Origin of the sequence: Pseudomonas sp. Seg1, assembly GCF_018326005.1 — a bacterium.
In the GTDB taxonomy this organism is placed as follows: Bacteria; Pseudomonadota; Gammaproteobacteria; order Pseudomonadales; family Pseudomonadaceae; genus Aquipseudomonas.
Map to the genome: position 1 here is coordinate 923,096 of NZ_AP021903.1, position 15,424 is coordinate 938,519.

Annotated in this window: 13 protein-coding genes and 1 other RNA gene; 2 read left to right on the forward strand and 12 right to left on the reverse strand. The window is 59.0% G+C overall.

The features are described 5' to 3' along the window. Positions 1–25: 25 nt before the first annotated feature. Both rimJ and KI231_RS03920 read right to left on the reverse strand, forming a co-directional pair. Complete coding sequence (rimJ, locus tag KI231_RS03915; RefSeq protein ID WP_213027506.1) at positions 26–613, reverse strand: ribosomal protein S5-alanine N-acetyltransferase; 588 nt, start codon at positions 611–613, stop codon at positions 26–28. Positions 614–963: 350 nt separating this feature from the next. Further along, on the reverse strand, positions 964–1,335 hold the full coding sequence (locus tag KI231_RS03920) for a DUF6124 family protein (protein WP_213027507.1): 372 nt from the start codon (positions 1,333–1,335) through the stop codon (positions 964–966). Between the two features lie 411 nt (positions 1,336–1,746). On the opposite strand from KI231_RS03920, the gene KI231_RS03925 reads away from it, so the two are divergent. Continuing rightward, positions 1,747–3,618: a hypothetical protein gene (locus KI231_RS03925; protein WP_213027508.1), complete on the forward strand. Its 1,872-nt coding sequence runs from the start codon at positions 1,747–1,749 to the stop codon at positions 3,616–3,618. Positions 3,619–3,657: 39 nt separating this feature from the next. Here KI231_RS03925 and KI231_RS03930 read toward each other — a convergent pair whose 3' ends face one another. The 9 genes from KI231_RS03930 to KI231_RS03970 all read right to left on the reverse strand — a co-directional run bounded on the left by KI231_RS03930 (position 3,658) and on the right by KI231_RS03970 (position 13,749). Next, positions 3,658–4,581: a hypothetical protein gene (locus tag KI231_RS03930; protein WP_213027509.1), complete on the reverse strand. Its 924-nt coding sequence runs from the start codon at positions 4,579–4,581 to the stop codon at positions 3,658–3,660. A 181-nt stretch (positions 4,582–4,762) separates the two neighbouring features. Continuing rightward, positions 4,763–5,151: a transfer-messenger RNA gene (ssrA, locus tag KI231_RS03935) on the reverse strand. Positions 5,152–5,248: 97 nt separating this feature from the next. Beyond that, a complete protein-coding gene (locus tag KI231_RS03940) occupies positions 5,249–5,524 on the reverse strand; it encodes a PA2433 domain-containing protein (RefSeq protein WP_103303225.1) in 276 nt (91 codons plus the stop codon). 204 nt (positions 5,525–5,728) lie between these two features. Next, on the reverse strand, positions 5,729–6,010 hold the full coding sequence (locus tag KI231_RS03945; protein ID WP_103303224.1) for a PA2433 domain-containing protein: 282 nt from the start codon (positions 6,008–6,010) through the stop codon (positions 5,729–5,731). A 130-nt stretch (positions 6,011–6,140) separates the two neighbouring features. Beyond that, complete coding sequence (locus tag KI231_RS03950) at positions 6,141–8,951, reverse strand: FAD-binding and (Fe-S)-binding domain-containing protein (protein WP_213027510.1); 2,811 nt, start codon at positions 8,949–8,951, stop codon at positions 6,141–6,143. Then, positions 8,948–9,619, reverse strand: a complete 672-nt coding sequence (locus tag KI231_RS03955) for a LutC/YkgG family protein (RefSeq protein ID WP_213027511.1) — start codon at positions 9,617–9,619, stop codon at positions 8,948–8,950. The genes KI231_RS03950 and KI231_RS03955 overlap by 4 nt, the downstream gene beginning before the upstream one ends. Next, positions 9,616–11,073 (reverse strand): LutB/LldF family L-lactate oxidation iron-sulfur protein, encoded by a 1,458-nt coding sequence (locus tag KI231_RS03960; protein ID WP_213027512.1) that lies wholly within the window; start codon positions 11,071–11,073, stop codon positions 9,616–9,618. The genes KI231_RS03955 and KI231_RS03960 overlap by 4 nt, the downstream gene beginning before the upstream one ends. Further along, complete coding sequence (locus KI231_RS03965; protein ID WP_213027513.1) at positions 11,070–11,894, reverse strand: (Fe-S)-binding protein; 825 nt, start codon at positions 11,892–11,894, stop codon at positions 11,070–11,072. The genes KI231_RS03960 and KI231_RS03965 overlap by 4 nt, the downstream gene beginning before the upstream one ends. 160 nt (positions 11,895–12,054) lie before the next feature. Continuing rightward, the gene (locus KI231_RS03970) at positions 12,055–13,749 is read right to left on the reverse strand and encodes a lactate permease LctP family transporter (RefSeq protein ID WP_213027514.1); all 1,695 of its coding nucleotides are present in this window, start codon (positions 13,747–13,749) and stop codon (positions 12,055–12,057) included. Positions 13,750–14,010: 261 nt separating this feature from the next. Here KI231_RS03970 and KI231_RS03975 point away from each other — a divergent pair, with 261 nt between their 5' ends. After that, a complete protein-coding gene (locus KI231_RS03975) occupies positions 14,011–14,778 on the forward strand; it encodes an FCD domain-containing protein (protein ID WP_103303218.1) in 768 nt (255 codons plus the stop codon). A gap of 150 nt (positions 14,779–14,928) precedes the next feature. On the opposite strand, the gene smpB is transcribed toward KI231_RS03975, so the two are convergent. After that, on the reverse strand, positions 14,929–15,411 hold the full coding sequence (gene smpB / locus KI231_RS03980; protein ID WP_007915208.1) for an SsrA-binding protein SmpB: 483 nt from the start codon (positions 15,409–15,411) through the stop codon (positions 14,929–14,931). Between the last annotated feature and the right edge of the window lie 13 nt (positions 15,412–15,424).

Here is a 15,424-nt window from a genome sequence, read left to right on the forward strand (position 1 = left end):
GCCTTTGCTGAACAAATTGTGAATGTCAGCCCAGGCGGCGCGACCAACGCTGATCCGGCGCTTCGAACGCCTGATTGACCAACGCCGTCAGCACATGATCCTGCCAGCGCCCGGCAATGTTCAGATATGCCTTGGCGTAACCCTCTTGTTCGAAGCCCAGTCGCTCCAGCAACCGGGCACTGCGTTCGTTGCCGGGAATGTAATTGGCCATGATCCGGTGCAGGTTCTGAGTGTCGAACATGTAGTCGATGCCAGCCTCCAGGGCGTCCTGCATCAAACCCTGACCCTGATGCGCTTCGTCGATGTGATAACCCAGATAGCACGCCTGAAACGCGCCGCGAATGATCCCGCTGAAATTGCATGCGCCGATCATCTGCTGGCCATCGGGCGTCAACAGGGCGAAATGCATCGCCAACCCGGCTTCGAAAGCGCTGGCCTGGATATCGAGGCGGCGGTGAATCTGCTCGGTGGAAAAATAGTCAGTGGTGCGGATCGGTGACCACGGCGCGAGGTGTCGACGGTTGCGTTGGTAGAAATCGCTTTCCAGTTTCGCCTGATCCGGGCCAAGAATGGCGAGCGTCAGGCGTTGGCAGGGCAGGGTCAACAGCGGCATCGGGCGCTCCGGTCAGGGGAATCAAAGGACAGAATTGCCCGCGACGGCAGAAAATACAAACCGTCTTGGTCAGACCGCTAGCCAGCACTGGCCGAAACGGCGGTTTTTTTGCTGCTCAGCGTTCATCCACAGGCTCGGCATTCGCAACGCCATGGCGTACAGGACACGCTCGTCTACCGCTTCGACGCCAATCGGCAGGCAAAAAAAAGCCCGCGGGAGAGCCGCGGGCGAACCGTAGTTTCTTGAATGAGCGAGCGGACTGTACCGGTTTGGCAAAAGCCCGGCAGTGAAGAAAAATTCATCTCGATGGACTGCCCGGGCGACGGGGCGGTCAGTGCTGATTCGATCCGTTAATGGCGAACTTCAGGGCCGGACGCGTCAGGCGATGCCTGTTGCACAACCTGGTCCCGTGCGCGACAGACCACAATCTCGGCCAACGCGCTCAGTTGCCTGATCGCCACCGCGATATGGCGTTGGGATCCGTCGCATTCATCGACAAAGTTTGCGCTGATCTGCGTGAGGGAATCGAGAAGATCACTGGCGTGCGAGAGCAGAGTGATCGTGTCGACATCGTCGCGCACGCTGAACATCTGCTTGAGCGGGGTGCTACGGCGAGGTTTTCGAGCAGTTGAGCCGGTGGTGCTGGCGTGCGTTTGCTGGCCGGGCGTTTGGGTGTCGGCGGATGCCGGTCCTACGAGGGAAAGTCGGGTGATCTTTTTCATGACGTAGCTCCGTGGAGTGAACAATCTCTGCGGGGGCGGTCTGTCAAACCGTCCGCTGGAGGGCAGCGAGTCAGGGAGGGTAGCGCCGCGAAAAACTGTTCACCAGTTCATCAAAGTCGACGCGTATTGCGGGAAATTTCCTAGGACGTGAAATGTAGGAAGCGATGGCTTCTCTCAGCCATTTCAGGCGTCGCCGGGTTCGTCGCTTGCGGTGCCTGTGTTCAGTGAGTGCGATTGCCCGTTACGCGAACAAAACCAAAATCCGGTTTGATAATGTTTTGCAGGAGAACTAATGTGCGCGACGTTCTATCGGCGGGCCTCGCTCTTTTAGCGACAGTCATGGCCAAGTCCTCTCTGATATAGAACACGCGTCGCCACATCCGGAAGATTTCTCTACAAGGAGTAGAAAGCATGTTGAATCGACAGCGTTCACTACGACGCCAATGCGCGCGCCTCACTGTCACCCTTCTGCTTTCATCCGGCATGGCTGTGTGCGCGGTGCCATCGGTACAAGCCCAGACACAGGCGCCAACCCCGGCCGGGCTGATGCACGAAGCGCAACGTCTGGACAAGGAAGGCTCTCTGGCGCAGGCCACGGAAATTGCCCGAGCGGCCATGGTGGCCGGTCGCAAAAGCGGTGGTTTCGATTTCACCGAACTGGACGCGGGCGAGCTGCTGGTAGATCTGCTGTGCAAACAGGCTCGATACGACGAGGCCCGCAGCGCCGCAGAAGAGCAGATTGCCTACTGGGAGCAGCAAACCACCAGTAACGGCAGGCCGGTCAAGCGCGACGCCCGGAGCATTGGCATGCTGGGCCGGGCGATTAAAGCGAGCATCATGGCGGGCGAAAAAGACCAGGTCGCACGCCTGCAAGAAAAACTGTTTGCCGTCACCAGCCCTGATCCCGCTCTCTGGCGCTTGTCTGCGCTGGAGCCGCGCTTGCGATACAGCCTCGCTGACTTCTCGATGCCCCTCACGGTGGGGCAGTGGAACCTGACCAAATTCGAGCCGGCGGCCAAACGTGATTTCAACAGCATCGTTGTTTATACACAGGCGTTGCCGAACGGCCCGTTGAATGCCGAGATTGCGCTCTCCTATGACGAAGCTCAACGCAAGCAGGGCGAAGCCGAGCGACAAGAACAGCAAGAAGCGTATCGTCAGCGACACAAGCCCACCGCACTCGAAGCGGCAATGCCCGATCTGTCTTTCGACGGTCTGACTTCCTTTAAACGGGCAGATGAATCTCTGTGTAAAGACCAGGCTTGCATGAATGTTCATTGGCTGGCGTTCCGCGGCGACTGGCGCATCGACATCGACATCACCTTCGGACTGCACGACGAGGCCTTGGCCACCGCGCAAATGCAGCAACTGTTTGCTGCATTGCAATGGCCTAGCGCGCCGCCACTGTTTCGCGAACGGCCGCTTGAACAGCAGATCAGGGATATCGAAATAGCCGCGTCGCTGCCTGACGGCGTGAACAAAGCGGCGGTACTTGCGGAGCAGGCGTTGCCCGATGCGTACTTCCCGGACGAGATCGCGCGTGTGCAGACCTACATTGGCCTGTCTCAATATCGACGTGGCAACCTCGACGCCGCTCGCCTTGCGCTGGGTTTGGCCGTGCCGGCCTGGGAGAGCGCCCTCGTCGATGAACTGCTCTACCGCAGTGCGCTGGATTACGCCGCCGACATCGCCTATCGGCAGGGCCGAAACGACGAAGCCGTGGTGCTGAACCGCCAGTTCATCGAATGGCAGGAAAGTGATGCGACGCTGGGCTGGTCAGTACCGAAGGACGAAAATGCCTTCGTCAACCGCCGCCAAGGCACGCATCTGCCCTTGCGCGTGGGTGACTACCGGTTGCGACCGGACACGCATGGTCGGTTCTATTACGACAATCTGCAGAACGGGGCACAACTCGGCGTCACGGTGGGACTGCCTCAGTCCTCCGATCAGGAACTGGAATCGACGCTGCGTTCCTTCCTGTCGACAACCCTTGGCCTGCAGGCCGGCAATATTCACAAGAGCGGTTTTTCACCCAAGTCCGCGACACCGGGCGACGCCAAGCCCACCGGCCACAAGTGGGAGTTCGATGTGACGGCTGTGCCTGGTGAAACCGACGCCACCAAGGTCAATCCGCTTACCGGCATCCCTGACAAAATACCGACGAAGATGGCGTTCTGGATTGTCGATCGTAAAGAGCAGCGGTCGATTTTACGGGCTCCTGTGACGGACAGTGGCCGATCCAGGACCGAAGCGGATCAGGTTGCACAGGCGTTGTCCTGGTAGAAGAGGGGAGAGTGTCATCCCGGATTCACTCCGGGCTGACTAATCCTCTATTTTCTCTTCACGCAAAACCCACCCTGCCTCTCCCGCCACCAGTTTGTACTGGATCTGCCGCATCTTCCCCGTACGACCCGCAGCCGCGTCGGCGCTGTCGTACACCGGGAAGCGCTGCACGAGCGTGTTCTCCACCACCGCAAACGCATCCTCGCCCTGATACCCCTCGGCCGCTTTTGGATTTTCACTGATTGGCGGCAGATAGATTTCGCTCAGGGATTTTTTCCGGTTGGCGGAGTAGGCGATCAGTTCACCTGGCATACCGCGACCGGGCGAGCGTGTAGAGATATAGACCTCGGGCGAGCCATCGTTATTGAGATCGGCGACTTCGGCGCGGACGATGCTGCCGTTGAGCGCGTGGGTGATCGCCGAGTTGTCGATTTCCAGGCCTTTGGGCTCGATGCGCACTGCCGGCTTGCCATCGACCTGATCCGCTTTCACATGAAAGTCGATGCCCTGCAACGTCAGGTTTTGCTCGAACGGTGTTTTATTATCCACAGCGTCGCCGTTGGCGAGGATCAGCGAAATCTCGTAGTTGGCCACTTCATTGCGCCGGGCGGCGTTGCGCATGAGATAGACCTGCACCGTGTAATCGCCATCGGCGGGCAACGAACCGATGAAGTGATTGCCCATGATCGAACCGTTGAACAGCGCGTAATCGGCGCCTTTGGCGGTGATATTGAAATAGGCGGAACTGTTGGAGGGCTTGAAGTCCACGGTCAGGATCTGCCCGGCCTTGGCGTTGAGTTTGTACTCTGCCGTTTTAGAGCCTTTGATCGATTGCTTGAACTGCACGCTGCCATAGCCGCTTTTGTAGACGACTTGCTGGATCCGCGGCGGGACGTCGGTGGTGGCAGCGTGGGCAGACAGTGAAAGGAAAGTTGCCAGTGCTGCGCCGAGCCAGATGTTCATGGGCTTCCTTGGATAATTGGCGATGTGCCCCGAAGGATAGATCCGCAGCCGTGCGTGCGTCCAACTGTGCGGTTGATCAGGCTTGGGCGCTGGTCTCAAGAGCAGGATGCCAGCCAAGCGGATGTTGCAGGATCTCCAGATGCGACAAAGCCCGCACTGGGCGGGCTTTGTCGTTGAGAGTTGGTGGAGCCGGGGGGATTTGAACCCCCGTCCGCCAGTACTCCGCTGTCGGTACTACATGCGTAGCCGTGTCTATTAAGTTAACCCTCAGCGACCCGACGGGCAGGGTGCTTTGGGCGAGTTGTGTAAGTTTTAGCCGCTTCGTCCACAACGTACTGCACGGCGATTCTGTTCTATATGACAATCATTTTGGGTTTACAGACATCCCCTGATGATTGCTGGACCCGAAGGTACCAGGAGCATTGTCAGCTGCAATTAAGCAGCGAGAGCAACACCGTATTGGTCGTCATTGGCAACTATAAGTAGTTGCAACAGTGGATTTACGACTTCTGTTACCAAGTCGGCATGCACCTAAAGTTTCGCAACCGGCGTCGAATCCTAAACGGCCCCGAACTCATTGCTCTGTACATCTTGATGAGCAACAAGCCTGCGCAGTGTACGCCAAACGACGTGGGAAGGCCAACCCGAAGGTTGGCCTTGTGGTGTTTCAGTTGCGCGTCGGATTGCGAATCTGCATTTTGGTGATCAGTGCTGAAGTGACCTCTACGCAATCCTTGTCATTACCGGCCGCTTGAGCCGCTTCGGCTTTTTCCTGAGCTTCCTTGACATTGTTCATGGACGTTTCAGGAATGGACGGCTGGCTGGTGACGAAGTCCTTGATGGTTTGAAGATTCCCGGCACAAAGGTCTTTGTCTGCCGCAAACACCGGCGACGTCAGCAGGGCACCAGCGATGAACAATCCAGCAATTGCAGAATGCTTCATGGGTATCTCCTTGAACGGTTGGTCTCGGTGCTGCCGGACGATCTGGCGGCGATGCCGAGGTCGTAACAGGCCGCGTTCGTATCGGGCCTGATCAATCGACCGCGACGACACACAGGAATTCGGTTTTTTTTACAGCGGGTATGAAACGCACGAATCATCACCCCAAACCGGTCAGGCCGATTCAAAGACTAGTCGGCTCCTGGATTATTTGTTGGTGTTGCCGGTGGTTTTCTGGATTTCCAGAATGATTTGCTGGGTTTCCGCCAGACATTCGTCGATCTTGCCTTGGGCTTTCAGGGCCCGGGCTTTGCTCACACTGGCCGAGACGCGCGAATTCAGATCCGGCGACGTCTGGTACTGCGCCTTGGCGTTGTCGATTGTCTGCAAATTCGCCTCGCACAAGCTCTCTGGCTTGTCAGCGGCGAAGGAAGAAGAGGCCATTATCGAGGCCGTAACGAAAAGACCTAACAGTACAGAACGCTTCATGAGTATCTCCTTGCACCGAGGAGTCCACACTTCGCTGACCGTGACAGCAGGCCACCGAAAAGAGGACAAGCCCCGAGTGTTCGGGGCCTGTTCTGTGGACTGCCGTCTCGCGCAGGGGTTCTGTTTTTCTTCAGCAGGCCTTTGCCTGAGTCACCCGATCTACCAGATAAACCAGACCGTGATAGTCGATCCCGCCATGCTGGGTCAGGCCGATTTCGCACGTGCGGCTGGTGGAAATCCCTTCGCTGCAATGCTGCACCGCGTCCTTCAGTGTGCGCAGCGAGTGGCTGTTCAGTTCCGGCGTGGTAAAGCCCTTGTCGCCGGCAAACCCGCAGCAATGAATACCCTCCGGAATCACCACGTTTTTGCTGCACTTGCGCGCCAGGTCGATCAGCGCCTGGCTTTCACCCAGGTGCTGAGTGCTGCAGGTCACATGCACCGCAATCGGCGCGTCCTGTGGGGTGAAATCCAGTCGATCAAGAAGGTGCGTACGAATGAAACGCACGGGGTCGTACAGGTCCAGGCGCACATCTCCCACGTCCTGCACCAGGCGCAAGGTGCATGGGCTGGTGTCGCAGTAGATCGGATCGAGCCCGCCGCGACTGGCGTGCAGAAGCGCGCTGATCAACTCCTGACGCTTGTGCTCGGCCTGTTCTGCATAGCCTTTGGAGGCGAAGGGCTGACCGCAGCAGAGGTTGTCCTGATTGTCCGGGAAGACCACTTGGTAACCGGCCTTTTCCAGCAGGCCACGGGTTTTGTCGTACAGCGACATCTGCTCCTTGTCACCCGCCGCCGGGCCCATGACCCGCGATACGCACGCCGCCAGATAGACCACGCGCGGGCGCTCATCGGACACACTCGGGCTGAAGCGAATGGCTTTTTCCGGTTGCGGCATTGCGTTGGTCCACAGCGGCACCTGGCCTTTGGACAATCGCGTCAGCGTCGCCGAGAGCCTGGCCAGACGCGGCGCGCCCAGCAGCATCCGTGCGCCATTGGCGACATGCAGGGTGAAGCGCGCGCCTTGCAGGGTCTTGGCGAAGTTTCCTTCAATCCAGTCAGCAGTTTTCTGATGCGTTGCGTGTCGGCCACGGAGCTTTTTCACCAGGTCACCGGTATTGATGCCTACAGGGCAGCGTTGCGCGCACAACCCGGTCGCGGCGCAGGTGTCGATGCCTTGGTATTCGTAGGCTTTTTCCTGTTCGCTGGTGTCGACGCCCGCGCGTTTTTTCGCCTGAATATCTCGCCAGATCACGATGCGCTGGCGCGGGCTGAGGGTCAGGCCTTTCGACGGGCAGACCGGTTCGCAGAAACCACACTCGATGCACTTGTCGACAATCTCGTCGGCTGCCGGCAATGGTTTCAGATGCTTGAGGTGAATCTGCGGATCTTCGCTGAGCACCACGTCCGGGTTGAGGATGCCTTTCGGGTCGAGCAGGCGTTTGAGCTGCCACATCAATTGATAGGCGTCGCTGCCCCATTCCAGCTCTACGAAGGGCGCCATGTTGCGTCCGGTACCGTGTTCAGCCTTGAGTGAACCGCCGAATTCCACTGCCACCAACTGCGCCACATCGTCCATGAACGCTTGATAGCGTGCGACTTCTTCCGCGCTGTTGAAGCCTTGGGTGAAGACAAAGTGCAGATTGCCTTCCAGCGCGTGTCCGAAAAGGATCGCTTCGTCGTAGGAGTGTTTGTCGAACAACTCGATCAAGCGGTTAACACCGATGGCCAGTTGCTCGACCGGAAAGGTCACGTCTTCGATGATCACCGTGGTGCCGGTTTTACGCACAGCGCCGACGGCGGGGAAGGTGTCCTTGCGGATCGCCCAAAGCTTGGCGTTCTCGGCAGGGTCTTCAGTGAAATCGACCTGCTTCTCCACGGGGAAACTGGCCAGCGATGCCATGATCTGCGCCAGTTGTTCCTGCAGCAAAGTGGAAGAGGCGGCGCGGGATTCGATCAGCAGGGCGCAGGCATTGTTCGACAGGTGCTGTACGAAATCCGGCATGCCGGGTTTGTCTTGCACCGAGCGCAGGCTGCGTCGATCGAGCAATTCGACGGCCGACACCGGTTGGCTTTTCAGCACGGTGACCGCGTTGCAGCAGGTTTCCACATCCGGAAACACGATCAGCGCCGACGCCTTGTTCGGGTGGTCGATTACCGTGTCGTAAGTCACCGCGCTGATGAAGCCGAGCGTGCCTTCAGAGCCGACCAGCAAGTGGCTCAAGATATCCACAGGCTCGTCGAAATCCACCAGCGCGTTGAGCGACAGACCGGTGGTATTTTTCAGACGATATTTGTGGCGGATTCGCGCAGCCAGTTCGGCATTGGCGCGGGTCTCGCGGCCCAGCGTCGCCAAACGTTCGAGCAGATCGCCATGGCTTGAGCGAAATGCCGCGACACTGGCGGCGTCTTCGGTGTCCAGGCGTGTGCCGTCGGCCAGTACCAAGCGAATGCCCGCCAACGTGTGATAGGTATTCTGCGCGGTGCCGCAGCACATGCCGCTGGCGTTGTTGGCGACGATGCCGCCGATTTTGCAGGCATTGATCGAGGCCGGGTCCGGGCCGATCTTGCGCCCGAAAGGTGCCAGCCACGCGTTGGCCTGCGCGCCGATGACCCCCGGTTGCAGGCGGATTTGCGTGCCTTGGCCGCGAATCTCGCGCGCGTTCCAGTTATCCCCAAGCACGATCAAAACGGAATCGCTGATCGCTTGCCCCGACAGGCTGGTGCCCGCCGCACGGAAGGTCACCGCGACCTGATCGCGCTGGGCCAGTTTCAGCAGCGCGACCACTTCGTCCTCGGACTCGACGCGGATCACCAGTTTTGGGATCAGTCGATAAAAACTCGCGTCAGTGCCGAACGCCAGCGTCGATAACGGATCGTCAAAGCGGCGGTCGGCCGGAATCAGTTGTTGCGCATCGCGCAGGAAAGTCGCCGGTAACGTCATTGGTCCTCCAGAATCAGAACCACCAGGTCTTTCGGACCGTGGGCGCCGTAGGCCAGCACTTGTTCGATGTCAGCGGTTTTCGATGGGCCGGATACCAGCAGCGCGTTGGTCGGCATGCCTTGTGCCCACTCGAATTCCTGTTGCACCTGATAGAAGTTGTCGCGGATTTCGCTGGCCTTGAGCAGGGCGAAATGCACAGGCGGCACCAGACTCATTAGCCGTGGTTCTTCACGGGTTGGCCACAGAATCAGGCTGCCGGTGGCGGCGATAGCGCCGAGGGTGCCGGTGAGGCTGGCGGGAGTGTCGTTGAACAGCTCGGCTTTCCATTCTTCCATCGGCCGGTCGTAGGATTTCAGCGTCGGCAGATCAGGATTGTTCGCCCAGTGCTGTGTGATTTTTTCACCGTGCCGCGTAGTCGGTGCGAACAGCAGGCTTGGCAGCTGGCGGTCGCGCAGCAATTGCGCGAGCAGTGCCGGCCATTCTTTATCAGAGGTCAGATGGATTTCGGTGTGTACCGCTTCCATCAGTTTGCGCAGTTGCGGGATACGTTGTTCGGCGCTGTAGGTGTAAGGCTGCGTTACCAGATCGACGTCGAAGTCGTCGGAGATCGGCGTGGCGCCGGTCAGACTTTTCCGCAGTTTTCCGAGGATATTTTGCTTGGCGCTCATTTGCGGTCTCCCTGTTTGGCCAGATGCTCGCGGGCCATGTCATGCAACGAGCGGGCGGCGGGTTTCGGCGCACTGTGGTTCTGCGTCCACGGGCCGACGTTGCTTGGCGTCAGGGCGCGCAGGCGCGTGGCGAAGAAGCCGAACAATCGATACAAGGTCGGCGAGCTGTTGAGCCTGGCCCAGGCGTTCCAGATGAAACGCTCCTTGCGCGAATACTTGCTGCCCTGGCCGCGCATTACTTGATGTGGGCTGTCCGGTGCTTTGACGTTCTCTTCACGTAGGCGACGGAGGATCGCCGGGATAGGAATTTTTACCGGGCATACTTCACCGCAGGCACCGCACAGCGAAGAGGCGCTCGGGTGATCCGGAACCTTGGCCAGACCGACCATGTGCGGCGTGATGATTTTGCCGATCGGACCCGGATAGACCTCGCCGTAGGTGTGGCCGCCGACGCGGGTGTAGACCGGGCAATGGTTCATGCACGCGCCGCAGCGAATGCAGTTGAGGGTCTGGCGCAGTTCACTGTCGGCAAAGGCCTGGCTGCGACCGTTGTCGAGCAGCACCAGATGCACTTCCTGCGGGCCGTCGAGTTCGTGTTCCTTGCGCGGGCCGGAGATCATGTTGACGTAGGTGGTGATCGGAATGCCCAGCGCCGAGCGGGTCAGCAGCGATAGTAGTGGCACCACATCGCGCAGGTTCTCGACGACTTTTTCGATGCCGGTGACGGCGATATGCACGGGCGGCACGGTGGTGGTCATGCGCCCGTTGCCTTCGTTTTCCACCAGCAGCAGGGTGCCGGTTTCGGCTACGGCGAAGTTGACGCCGGAGACGCCGATGTCCGCTTCGAAGAATTTCTGCCGCAGGACTCTGCGACCGATTTGAATGAGTTGGTCAACGTCCTTGGTGTACTCCACGCCAAGTTTGTCGTGGAACAAGGACGCGACCTGACCGGCATTCTTGTGGATCGCCGGCATAATGATGTGTGAAGGCTTCTCGTGGTCGAGCTGGACGATGTATTCCCCCATATCGGACTCCAGGCATTCAACACCTTGAGCCTCGAGGAAATGGTTCATCTCCATCTCTTCGCTGACCATCGATTTGCCCTTGATCACTTGCCGCGCCTCGTGAGCGCGGATGATCGAGAGGACGATGCCATTGGCCTCGTCCACCGTCTCCGCCCAGTGCACTGTCACACCGTTGCGGGTCAGGTTCTGTTCCAGTTGCTCGAGCAGGTCGGGCAACTTGGAGAGCGCACGCGCCCTGATCGAGTTGCCCAGGGCACGCAAATGTTCTCTTTCGTGGGCATCGCTGAAAGCCGCTGCCCGTTTGGTCATCAGTGAATCCATGGCAGTGCGGAAGTTGTTCCGTAACTGCGCATCGCCCAAGGCGTTGTGGGCCCGGGTGCGGAAATCTTCTTCTACGGCAACCGTAGGAATAATCGTCGAGGTGCTCATTGTGCACCCCCGGTTCGTTGCCACAGAAAGCTGGCGAGATGTTGCCCGCGCAGCGCTTCTTTTTGTTTCTCCAATGCGCCGTTGATGTTCATCAAACAGCCACAGTCGGCGCTCAACACTTGATGCGCGCCGGAATTCTTCAGCGCTTTGGTCTTGTCAGCCACCATCGCGCCGGAAATGTCTGGCATACGGACGCTGAATGTCCCACCGAAGCCACAGCATTCGCTTTCATGGTCGTGGTTGACCCGTTCCACGTTGCTCAACTGCGCCAACAACTCGCGACCGTGCAGGTGGGTGTTCATTTCTCGGCGCGCCGAACACGAAGTGTGTAGCGCGACTTTGACCGGCGCGCCGCTGTCCTGGAACTGCACCTTGCAGACGAACAGCAGAAACTCGGCCAACTCATAGGTGCGGGCCGCGAGGGCCTGAACCTGTTTCAACGTTTCCGGCTCGTCCTTGAACAAGTCGGCGTAATGTTCGCGCAACATGCCCGCGCAGGAGCCCGACGGCACCACCACCGGATAATCCCCGGCGAACAACGCCAATTGCGAGCGCGCCACGGTCCGTGCCTGCTCGGTGTAACCGGAGGTGTAGGCCGGTTGTCCGCAGCAGCTTTGCCCTTGCGGGTATTCGACCTTGATGCCTTCGCGCTCCAGCAAGTGGATCGCATCCATTCCGGCTTCGGGGTAGAACAGGTCGACCACGCACGTGCCGAACAGGTAGACCCGCGACGGTTTCTCGCTGGGGTATTGCCGAGGTTCGGGCAGAGGCGGTGCAACGCGGGTCGCGTTCGGCACAGCGTTGTAATAAAGCTCGCTCATCAGGCGTGTCTCCGGGTGGTCCCGGTTATCCGTCCGCTGAGGCTGCTGAATATAAAGAGCGTTGCTTTCAGCAGCCTTACAGACCGGGTGTGAATTGCTGACGCCGGAATCACGAGCCGGCGTCGGTTTTTTCCATGTCGCTTGTAGGCTTCTTATTGGTTTAGTGCACCAGCATGCCGGTGAACCAGTAGGCCTGAGCCAGGGTGATCAGACCGACAATCGTTGCAAAGAATAGGCTGTGCTTGAGGGTGAAGCGGAACAGATCCGATTCCTTGCCCACCAGACCGGTCGCGGCGCAGGCCACGGCGATCGATTGTGGCGAGATCATCTTGCCGGTCACGCCGCCGCTGGTGTTCGCCGCGACCAGCAGCGTGTCGTTGACGCCGATCTGGTGCGCGGTGGTCGCTTGCAAAGAACTGAACAGCGCGTTCGACGAAGTATCGGAACCGGTGAGGAACACGCCCAGCCAGCCGAGAAACGGCGAGAAGAACGGAAACGCTGCACCAGTACCCGCCAACACCAATGCCATGGTCGAAGACATGCCGGAGTAGTTGGTGACAAAAGCGAACGCCAGCACCATGCCGATCGACAGGATTGGCCAGCGCAGTTCGTAGAAGGTCTCTTTCAAAGTGGTAATACCAATTTTGAAATTGATCTTCAGCACCAGCATCGAAATAAGTGCCGAGAAGAAAATCGCTGTGCCGGTCGCGGAAATCGGGTCGAGTTTGAATACGGCCGGGATCGCAGTTGGCGCAGCCACGATCGGCGCAGTCTTGATCACCAGTTGATCAAGGTGCGGGATCGCGAAGTTGAACACCCACGCATACATCGAGCCGCCAGCGGCGAACATCGCTTTGAAAGGCTTCAACGTCCAGATCGTCACCAGCACGGTGAGAATCAGGAACGGCGACCATGCTTTGAAAATTTCCCCGAGGTTGTAAGGCGAAGCCACGGTGGTGCGCTTCTGGCCGAAACCGCCGACGCTGGCGGTAATCGCAGCGCTGGATGTAGCGCCGGCGATTTGCGCGCCTGCGGTGCGTTTCGGCTGCCAGATCTTCAGGAACAATGTCAGCGAAATCAGGCTGGCCAGCGCCGAGGTGATGTCCGGCAGTTCCGGGCCGATGAAGTTCGACGTGAAGTACTGAGTCACGGCGAAGCTCAGGCCTGCGACCATTGCAGCGGGCCAGGTTTCGCGCACGCCGCGCAGGCCATCCATCATGAATATCAGCCAGAACGGTACGAACAGCGACAGCAGCGGTAGCTGACGACCGGTCATGGCGCCAATCTTGAATGCATCGATGCCAGTCACTTGGCCGGCCACGATGATCGGAATACCCAGCGCACCGAACGCGACTGGTGCGGTGTTGGCGATCAGGCATAGACCGGCGGCGTACAGCGGGTTGAAACCCAGTCCGACGAGGAGCGCGGCGGTAATCGCGACCGGCGCACCGAAACCGGCGGCACCTTCCAGGAATGCACCGAAGCAGAAGCCGATCAGCAGCACTTGCAGGCGTTGGTCGTCAGTGATCGACAGTACCGAACTGCGAATGACCTCGAACTGACCACTCTTGACCGTCAGTTTGTAGAGGAACACGGCCGCGACAATGATCCACGCAATCGGCCACAGGCCGTAGGCGAAGCCATACCCGGCTGCGGCGAACGCCATGTCGACCGGCATCTGGAACGCGAAGATCGCCACGGCAATCGACAAGGCAAGCGTGATGCTGCCGGCCACATGACCTTTGAGGCGGAACACCGCCAAAGCGAGGAAGAAGAAAACGATGGGGATGACGGCCGCGAGTGCGGAGACGCCGAGACTGCCGAGCGGGCTGTAGAGCTGTTGCCAGGTTTGCATATGGGGTGGCCCCTAATTGTTGTTGGTCAGGCACTGTCAGCGTTCTTGGATAATTGGTAATACCAATTTACAATCGCTGTTGGCTAGGGTAAAAGCCTTGATGTCGGTGTGTCAATTTGTCGCCCTGAAACTTTTGTCGAATGAGCGGTGCAGAACGCATCTGATCTGGTCGGGCGATTGTTTTCTGGCAGGTGTCGACAGCGCGCCGATAGGCCAGAATAGAGAGCCCGGCGAGCGGTCGGGATCGTGGAGAAATGAGTTATGGGGTTTGATCAGATACGTCAGCGCCGTTTGTCTGACGACATTGTCGAGCGGCTCGAGGGGATGATTCTCGAAGGCACGCTGAAGTCCGGTGAGCGGCTGCCAGCGGAGCGCACGCTGGCCGAGCAATTTGGCGTATCACGTCCGTCGCTGCGTGAGGCGATTCAAAAACTGGCGGCCAAGGGTCTGCTGGTCAGTCGCCAGGGCGGCGGCAATTATGTGGTGGAAAGCCTGGGTTCGACCTTTAGCGATCCTCTTCTGCAATTGCTCGAAAGCAATCCCGAGGCGCAGCGTGACTTGCTGGAATTTCGGCACACTCTGGAGGCATCGTGCGCCTATTACGCTGCATTGCGCGCTACCGATGTTGATCGCGAGCGTCTGACAGCCGCATTCGAAGAGCTGCAGGATTGCTACACGCGTCACGACGATGTCAGTCGGGCGGAGGAGGGTGCGGCGGATGCGAAGTTTCATCTGGCGATTGCCGAAGCCAGTCATAACGCCGTGTTGCTGCACACCATTCGCGGGCTGTTCGATCTGCTCAAGCGCAACGTCGTGACCAACATCGGCGGGATGTACAAACAGCGCACGGAAACCCGCGACATGCTGATCACTCAGCATCGGGAATTGTATCTGGCGATTATCGAAGGTCGTGCAGAGCAGGCAAGGGAAGTCTCCAGTCGACACATTTTGTATGTGCAGGAAGTGCTGGAGGAGGTGCGCCAGGAGGTTCAGCGCATGGCTCGGGCGGAGCGGCGCAAGGGGATGTGAGGTGGCAAATTAATTGTGGCGAGGGAGCTGGCTGTCGCTGAGGCGCGCAGCGGCTCTCGCTTGTTAATGTTCGCGAGAACCGATTGCGCCTGCTGCGCAGGCGAGCGGGAGCAAGCTCCCTCGCCACAGGTGCGGCATCAGGGCAGGGAGTTAATCTTCCTTGCCCTTGTTGCGCACGGCACGCTGCAGCTCACGACCGGCATCGCGCTCACGCTCGGTGTCACGCTTGTCGTATTCCTTCTTGCCCTTGCCCAGAGCAATCTCGCACTTGACCATGTGCTTGCTCCAATACCAGGACAGGCATACGCAGGCGTAACCCTTTTGCTGCACGGCCGCCGCAAGCTTTTCCAGCTCGCGGCGGTTGAGCAGCAATTTGCGCGTGCGCACCGGGTCGGCGATGACGTGGGTGCTTGCGGTCATCAGAGGCGTGATGTGACTGCCGAGCAGCCACGCTTCGCCATCCTTGAGCAGCACGTAACTGTCGACCAGTTGCAGCTTGCTTGCCCGCAGACTTTTTACTTCCCAGCCGGCCAGGACCAGACCAGCCTCGAACTTGTGTTCGATGAAGTAATCGTGTCGCGCCTTTTTGTTCTGCGCGATGGTCCCTGTTGGGTGTTTCTTCTGTTTAGCCATAGGGGCGGCATTA

Excerpts from the sequence above, each read along its gene's own strand:
- rimJ (WP_213027506.1), bottom strand. The coding sequence starts at position 613 with ATGCCGCTGTTGACCCTGCCCTGCCAACGCCTGACGCTCGCCATTCTT.
- KI231_RS03940 (WP_103303225.1), bottom strand. The coding sequence starts at position 5,524 with ATGAAGCATTCTGCAATTGCTGGATTGTTCATCGCTGGTGCCCTGCTG.
- KI231_RS03965 (WP_213027513.1), bottom strand. The coding sequence starts at position 11,894 with ATGAGCGAGCTTTATTACAACGCTGTGCCGAACGCGACCCGCGTTGCA.
- KI231_RS03955 (WP_213027511.1), bottom strand. The coding sequence starts at position 9,619 with ATGAGCGCCAAGCAAAATATCCTCGGAAAACTGCGGAAAAGTCTGACC.
- KI231_RS03960 (WP_213027512.1), bottom strand. The coding sequence starts at position 11,073 with ATGAGCACCTCGACGATTATTCCTACGGTTGCCGTAGAAGAAGATTTC.
- KI231_RS03930 (WP_213027509.1), bottom strand. The coding sequence starts at position 4,581 with ATGAACATCTGGCTCGGCGCAGCACTGGCAACTTTCCTTTCACTGTCT.
- KI231_RS03925 (WP_213027508.1), top strand. The coding sequence starts at position 1,747 with ATGTTGAATCGACAGCGTTCACTACGACGCCAATGCGCGCGCCTCACT.
- KI231_RS03920 (WP_213027507.1), bottom strand. The coding sequence starts at position 1,335 with ATGAAAAAGATCACCCGACTTTCCCTCGTAGGACCGGCATCCGCCGAC.
- KI231_RS03945 (WP_103303224.1), bottom strand. The coding sequence starts at position 6,010 with ATGAAGCGTTCTGTACTGTTAGGTCTTTTCGTTACGGCCTCGATAATG.
- smpB (WP_007915208.1), bottom strand. The coding sequence starts at position 15,411 with ATGGCTAAACAGAAGAAACACCCAACAGGGACCATCGCGCAGAACAAA.
- KI231_RS03970 (WP_213027514.1), bottom strand. The coding sequence starts at position 13,749 with ATGCAAACCTGGCAACAGCTCTACAGCCCGCTCGGCAGTCTCGGCGTC.
- KI231_RS03975 (WP_103303218.1), top strand. The coding sequence starts at position 14,011 with ATGGGGTTTGATCAGATACGTCAGCGCCGTTTGTCTGACGACATTGTC.
- KI231_RS03950 (WP_213027510.1), bottom strand. The coding sequence starts at position 8,951 with ATGACGTTACCGGCGACTTTCCTGCGCGATGCGCAACAACTGATTCCG.